Annotated in this window: 3 protein-coding genes; 2 read left to right on the top strand and 1 reads right to left on the bottom strand. The window is 68.6% G+C overall.

Annotated features, from left to right (window positions below):
* Together BCD48_RS13340 and BCD48_RS50625 are read left to right on the top strand one after the other, a co-directional pair.
* A partial coding sequence (locus BCD48_RS13340) for a DUF6531 domain-containing protein (RefSeq protein ID WP_071048681.1) occupies window positions 1-4,415 on the top strand: 4,415 nt, incomplete at its 5' end.
* Window positions 4,393-5,064, top strand: coding sequence for a YyaL domain-containing protein (locus BCD48_RS50625; protein ID WP_131803965.1), 672 nt, complete (start codon window positions 4,393-4,395; stop codon window positions 5,062-5,064). The genes BCD48_RS13340 and BCD48_RS50625, both read left to right, overlap by 23 nt.
* Window positions 5,065-5,405: 341 nt before the next feature.
* Here the strand turns inward: BCD48_RS50625 and BCD48_RS13335 are convergent, their stop codons facing one another.
* Window positions 5,406-6,314, bottom strand: coding sequence for a hypothetical protein (locus BCD48_RS13335; RefSeq protein ID WP_071048680.1), 909 nt, complete (start codon window positions 6,312-6,314; stop codon window positions 5,406-5,408).
* Window positions 6,315-7,264: the final 950 nt, after the last annotated feature.

Raw genomic sequence — 7,264 nt, 5'->3', positions numbered from 1 at the left:
AGAACCGGCCGTGGTGGAAGAAGGCGTGGGACTTCGCGAAGGCGCCGTTCACGTCGTGGAACAAGTTCGTCGATTTCTGCGCGACGGTGGCGCTCGTGGCCGGGATCCTCGCCGCGGTCGTCTTCACCGGGGGTGCGGCGGCGGCGATCCTCGGGGYGGTCGCGCTCGGCGCSGGCCTSGTCGTYCTSGGTGACAGCGTCGTCAAGTGGCGACAAGGCAGGGCCTCTTTCGGGGCCGTGCTGCTYAACGCTGTSGGTGTGATCCCGGGYGGCAAGGCGCTCGGGCCGGCGCTGAAGGGTCTTCGGGGGGCCAGTACCGCTGTTCGCGTCGGCGGGCGTGGATCCCGCCTCGTCAGCGGCACGCTCGGCCGCGCGGGTGGGGCGCTCACCCGGGTGGGGCGCACCGTCACCTCAGCGGTTCCGTTCGGCATCGGGCGGGCTGGGGCGGCCCGTGGCCCGCTGCTGGGCAGGGCCGACACGTTCGCGAGGTCGGCGTGGTGCCGGCTGGTCGGTCGGGATCCGATCGACATGGCCAGCGGGCAGATGRTCCTSACCCAGACCGACGTCGAGCTGCCCGGCGTGCTGCCCTGGGCGTTGCGGCGCACCTACCAGTCCGGCTACACCTGCGGCCGCTGGTTCGGCCCCGGGTGGAGCTCGACGCTCGACCTGCGTCTCGAGGTCGACGAGCAGGGCGTCTGCTACACCGCCCCGGACGGTGTGCTGCTGGCCTTCCCRCACCCGGAGCCCGGCGGCCCGGCSGTGCTGGCGGCCGCGGGCCCGCGGGTGGAGCTAGTCCTCGACGAGACCGGGTGCTACAGCATTCTCGACGCGGCCGCTGGGCAGGTGTTGCGGTTCGCGATCCCCGCTGCCGGGCAGCGTGGCGTCGCGCTGCCGCTGGCGGCGGTCGTCGACCGGGGCGGGAACACGGTCGAGTTCGGCTACGACCTCGACGGCGACCTGGCGCAGGTATCCCACTCCGGCGGCTACCAGCTCGACATCGAGACCCGCGACCACCTGGTCACCGCCGTGCGCACCGCCCCCGCCGGCGACGAGCCAGCCCGCGAGCTGGTCCGCTACCGCTATGACGCCGCGGGCCGGCTCACCCACATCCACAACTCCTCCGGCGAGGCGCTGCGGTTCGACTACGACGCCGACGGCCAGATCATCCGCTGGGCCGACCGCAACGGCACCGAATACCGCTACACCTACGACGCGTCCGGCCGGGTGATACGCACCGAGGGCTCCGACGGTTTCCTCGACGGCACGATCGAGTACGACGAGACGCGCCGGGTCACCCGGGAGACGAACTCGCTCGGGCACGTCACCGAGCACCACTTCACCCAGAGGCTGCGCCCGCTGCGCCAGGTCGACCCGCTCGGCCGGGTGACGACGTTCGCCTGGGACGCGTCCGACAACCGGACCGCCGAGACCGACCCACTGGGCCGGACGGTGCGCTACCGCTACGACGAGGCGGGAAACCTAACCGAGGTCGTGCGCCCCGACGAAACAGTCGTCACCACGACGTGGAACGAGCAGCGTCGCCCGGTGACGACCGTCGACGCCGACGGTGCTCACGTCGAGCGCGAGTACGACGCCCGCGGCAACCTGCTCGCCGTCGTCGACCCACTCGGCGCCCGCACCCGTTTCCTCTACGACGACCGCGGCCGGCTGATGGCCGTCACCGACGCACTCGGGCAGGTCACCGAGGTCGAGACCGACGCCGCCGGCCTACCCATCGCCGTGATCGACCCGCTCGGCGCGGCCACCTCCTACAAGCGCGACACCCTCGGCCGGATCGTCGCGATGACCGACCCGATCGGCGGGGTCACCCGCTTCGCGTGGACACCGGAAGGCCGGCTCGCCGCCCGCACACTGCCGGACGGCGCCACCGACACCTACCGCTACGACGCCGAGGGCAACCTCGTCGAGCACGTCGACGCGGCGGGCCTCGCCACCGCCACCGAGGTCACCCATTTCGACCTGCCCGCCGCCCGCACCGGCCCCGACGGCGCCCGGCTGGCCTTCGGCTACGACACGGAGCTGCGGCTGACCGCCGTCACCAACCCGCAGGGCTTGGTGTGGCGTTACGAGTACGACGCCGCCGGCCAGCTCGTCACCGAGACCGACTTCAACGGCCGCGTCCTGCGCTACGCCTACGACGCCGCCGGCCAGCTCGTCACGCGGACCAACGGCGCCGGCGAGATTGTCACGTTCACCCGGGACGCACTCGGCAACGTCGTCGAGAAGCGCGGCCCAAACGGCGTGACGACGTTCGCCTACGACGCCACCGGGCAGGTCGTGCGGGCCACCGGCCCCGGTCCCGGCGGCGGCGAGGGCGCCGGAGCCGGAGCCGGAGCCGGCGGCGGCGGAGGCGGAGGCGCCAGCGGCGGCGAGGCCGAGGTGACGTTCGAGCGCGACGCGGCCGGAAGGGTCGTCGCGGAGACGATCGCCGGCCGTCGCGTCGTTTCGGAGTACGACGCGCTGGGCCGGCGGATCCGCCGGACCACCCCGTCCGGGGCGGTGAGCGACTGGGAATACGACGCCGCGGGCCGTCCCCTCGCGCTGCGCACCGCCGGCCACACCCTGCGCTTCACCCACGACGCCGCCGGCCGCGAAATCGAGCGACTCCTGACGCCGGGCGGCGTCGCCGGTCCTGGGCTGGGCAGTCCGTGGCTGGGCGGTTCGACGCTGGGCGGTTCGGGCACCGGCAGTTCGGGACCGAGACTGGGTGGTTCGAGACCGGACGGCTCGGCACCGGGCGGTTCGGGCGCGGCCGTCGCGCTCACACAGACCTGGGACGCCAACCACCAGCTGCTGTCTCAAACCGTCACCGCCGGCCCATTGGAGTCGCTGGGGACGGTATCCGCGAGCCTCGCCCGCCCGGCCGGCGCGACGGCGACCCGACTGCTGCAACGACGGGACTTCAGCTACAGCCCCGACGGCTACGTCACCGAGATCGACGACCTCGCCAGCGGCCTGCGTCGTTTCGACCTGGATCCGATGCGCCGCGTCGTCGCCGTCACCGGCTCCCCGTGGCGGGAGCGCTACGCCTACGACGCCGCCGGCAACGTCACCAACGCCACCTGGCCGATCGCCGGTTCACCGCCGGCCGCCCAGCCAGGCACCGGCGATGAGGCTGGAACCGGTGTTGGGGCTGGAACTGAAGGCGGGACCGGAGCTGGAGTTGGGGCCGGAGACCGGACCGGGGTTGGGGTTGGCGATGGTGAGGAGGACGAGCGCGGTAGGCGCGAGTACGCCGGCACCCTGATCCGCCGCGCCGGTGCGGTCCGCTACGAGCACGACGCGCAGGGCCGTGTCACCCTCCGCCAGCGCAAGCGCCTGTCCGGCAAGCCCCGCACCTGGCGCTACACCTGGGACGCCGACGACCGCCTGACCACCGTCACCACCCCCGACGGCACCGTCTGGCACTACCGCTACGACCCCTTCGGCCGCCGAGTCGCCAAACACCGCCTGGCCACGGACGGAACGACCGCCGAGCGAACCGACTTCACCTGGGACGGCACCGTCCTCGCCGAACAGCACCACACCGCCGGAGTCGGCGATGTCGGCGCAACATCGGAACTGGCCACCGCCGATCTGAACGGTCTCGCCGGCCCCGAGCCGTCGGTGACCACCTGGGACTGGGAGCCAGGCACGTTCCGGCCCCTCACCCAGACCGAACGCCGCCGTACACAGGACCCAGCGCGCCCCGGCATTTCCGAAGGCTCAGCCGGCTCTCCTGCCTCCGCCACCTCTCATGGCTCTGGCGGCTCGGACGGCTCGGGCGGTGCTGACAGTGCTGACGGCCTGGACAGCACCGACCAGGCCTGGTTCGACGCCCGCTTCCACGCCATCGTCACCGACCTCGTCGGCACCCCCACCGAGCTGCTCGCCCCCGACGGCACCCTCGCCTGGCACCCCCGCACCACCCTCTGGGGCGTCACCCCCCCACCCACCCCCGGCGAGCCCACCTGCCCGCTACGCTTCCCCGGCCAGTACCACGACCCCGAGTCAGGCCTCAACTACAACTACCACCGCCACTACGACCCCGAAACGGGACGTTACGACTCCCAGGACCCACTAGGCCTTCAGCCTGGGCCGAACCCACAGGCTTACGTAGACAACCCTCTGAGCTGGCTGGACCCGCTAGGACTCGCACCATATGGCAAATGGATGTCGCCTGAAAGGTTTGCCCAGGAGGAGGCGCGGGAGGTGCGGAACCTCTTCCGTACCCAAGCGGGTGCGACCGAGACCGGCCAGCACGGAGCAGGGCTGCAAGCAGCTGCATCCGAGCTCCGGAAACGTGTCGCAGCAAATGACTATATACCCGAAATCAAGGACCGCCTCCTAGAAACGGCAAGACAGTGGGAAGACAGAGCGCGAGGCGTTAACCATGGAATGCAGCGAGGTCGATGAGACATCCCGAGATATTATCAATGCAGCCTCGGGAGAGTTCTTCAGCGAGCATCGAAAGCTAGCCCTGCTAGAGGTGGTCCGCCGAACGACCGCGCCGACTGGGGCAGATGTAGAGGCCAAGGCTGTCGCACTTGCGATGCTCGCACAACAAGATCCATCGTACCTCGAGGAGGCCATTTCCGCACTTGAACAAGCGACCGCAGCGAATGCTCAGAGAAACTGGGCGCTAATGCACCTCGCCGAAGCATTCTTTAAAGACTCACGTCTGACCGAAGCATTGAAGCTTGCATCCTCAGTCGACCAAGAATTTTTTGACGAGCAGGACCTGCGCTGGAGATCGGTCCGAATGGATGAAATCCGCGCCGTGACACTTCTCCGGCTCGGAGATTACAGCCAGGGAACCTCTCTCGCGATACAGCTGTGCAACATTCTTTCTTTGCAAGGCGACGATGAAGATCTTGCATCTCCTGCAGACCTAGCCAACGAGGCCCTATCGCTTACCACCTCCCCCGACAAGGACGCCCGATCCGCCGGGTGCACAATACTTACCCATCTAACAACGTCGATAGAAATTGATTCATGGTTCACAGCCGAGGTGGCTGGTCGAGTACGAGCCTCTATGGCTAATTGTGACGATGAGACGGCATAATGTCGGCCTGCAGACTGGGACAGGTGACCGACCGTTGGAGGATGAGGTAGGCGCGGCTCGCAGACGGGAAAGAACTGGTCGAGTTCGAGGTTTAGTAAATAGCGGCGGCAATTCGGGGGCTGATGGTGAGAAGTAAGAGGACGCCGCCGCCGGTCTTGACCTCGTCCGCGACTCTCAGCAGCGAGGAACAGCGTCGGTGAAGACCGATATTGCGTCGCCGCAACTGTGCAGTCGTACGCTCGCGTCTGGCTTCCAGTCGTTTCCGGTCGCTTGCTCGACTCCACGGGTCCAGGGCGGCGGTGGCTTCAATCATTCCGCCATCGAGAATTTGACATTAACAGTCATGATTGATTTATAGTACAGGCTGGGTGGCGGCAGGGGTGGGGAGAATTGGGCCAGCCGGTGGTTTGGAGGAGGGTGGCGATTTCGGCGGCTAGGTCGCAGGGGTGGTCGTGGACGGCGGCGAAGCGGTAGCGCAGGGGGTGGTGGCCGGCGAGGACGGCGGAGTTGTCGTTCCACTGGTCTCGGGCGCGGGCGTGGGGTGGGTGGGCGATCAAACCGTCGAGCTCGACTCGGACGCCGTAGTCGCGGTAGAAAACGTCGTCGTACCAGGGACCGCCGGGACGCGACCGGATTGCCTGGCGTTCGCCCCTGGGTAGGCCGTGGGCTCGTTCGACGTCGCGTAGGTAGGCGAGCTCGAGGACGGAATGGCAACCCTCGGCGACGTCATGAAGCGCGCCGGTCAGGGCTTTGCGCCACCGGACCCGGGGCCTGGCGTGGAGGGCCGATTCCAGTCGGCTCGCCGTCGTCACGCGCGCGCCAACCGCCCTTGCTAACCAGCCAATGGCGTCGTCGAGGGTGCGGGAGCACTGGGTGAGATCGATGACCGTTTCCTCGGTCCGGGTCTGGGGCGGTGTTCTCACGGGGTGGCGGATGAGGTCGGCGCGGGTCGCGCGGTGGAAGCGGACGCCCGGGACCGGAGTTGGGGTGCGGTGGTACGACACGGTGACGTGAATGGTCGGGCTCGGGCGCTCCAGCAGCCCGACCAACTCCGCCGCGGTGTCATGGCTGAGCATCGCCCCCGGGCCAGCCCGCAGCAGCACGGCCCACAGCTGCGCCTCTCGCGGCAGTGGTCCGCTGAACGTGGCGAAGACGCCGGGGAAGACGCGGACCCAGCGCTTGGCGGCGATATTCGCCTCGACCTGCCCGTCGGTGATCCCGCGGCCCAGTGCCTGCCGCCGACTGACCACCCCGTGCTGCTCTCGGGCAACATCTTCCAACACATCCAAAGAATGCCCCTGCGTGGTCGGCCCTGGGCCTTCCTCCGCCACCTGTGGATACCCGGAGACCTGTGGACACCTACCCCGCCATGATCTGGTGGAATCCTGGGAGTGACAGCCCAAATATCCCACCAGATCATGCCAGGACCAGGCGGATTCGAGACCGATAAGGGTGCCGGAGTCGGGCCCGACCCGATCGGCGGGGATCGGCGGCCTTGGCGCCCCGGCGCAGAAAGCACAGAATCCAGCCCGCGCCCCAACCAAGCTTTACCTACACCCCTCCGAGAAGTGACCACAGGTCAACCTGAACAACCCGCCCCACCATGATCTGGTGGAATCCTCGGGGTGGCAGCCCCAAAAATCCCACCAGATCATGACCGGGCGAATCGATTTGGAGGCCGATAAGGGTGTCGGAGCCGGAGGCGACCCGATCGGCGGGATCGGCGGGGATCGGCGGCCTTGGCGTCGGAGTGCGGAAAGCGCCAAATCCAGCCTGCGCCACGATCCAGCTTCGCCCGCGCCATCCGGGAAGCGGCCGCGGATGAACCCGAGCAACCCACCCACCATGATCTGGTGGAATCTTCGGAGCGATAGCCTCGAAAATCCACCAGATCATGACGGGGCGGGTCGACTTTGAGGCCGATATGGGTGTTGGAGTGAGGGTCGACCCGATGGGCGTCGATCGGTGTCGACCCGTGTGGACCGCGGTGGACCGCGGTGGACCGGGGTCCGGCGGGATGGGCGGGATCGGCGGCCCCGTTGTCGGGGCATGGAAGCACTGAATTCGGCAGGAGCGCTGGGGGATCGAGTATTGCGCGAACCCCCGAGTCTGCGCTAACCCCGAGAAGAAGGCCGCCCTTCGGCAGAGCCCGAAGGCGAACCCCCGCGCCGGCGACAAGGACGAACTCCATGATCTGGTG

The organism is Pseudofrankia coriaricola (assembly GCF_001854805.1).
Lineage (GTDB): Bacteria > Actinomycetota > Actinomycetes > Frankiales > Frankiaceae > Pseudofrankia.
This window is presented reverse-complemented; position numbering and strand designations above follow the sequence as displayed.

Excerpts from the sequence above, each read along its gene's own strand:
- BCD48_RS50625 (WP_131803965.1), top strand. The coding sequence starts at position 4,393 with ATGGAATGCAGCGAGGTCGATGAGACATCCCGAGATATTATCAATGCA.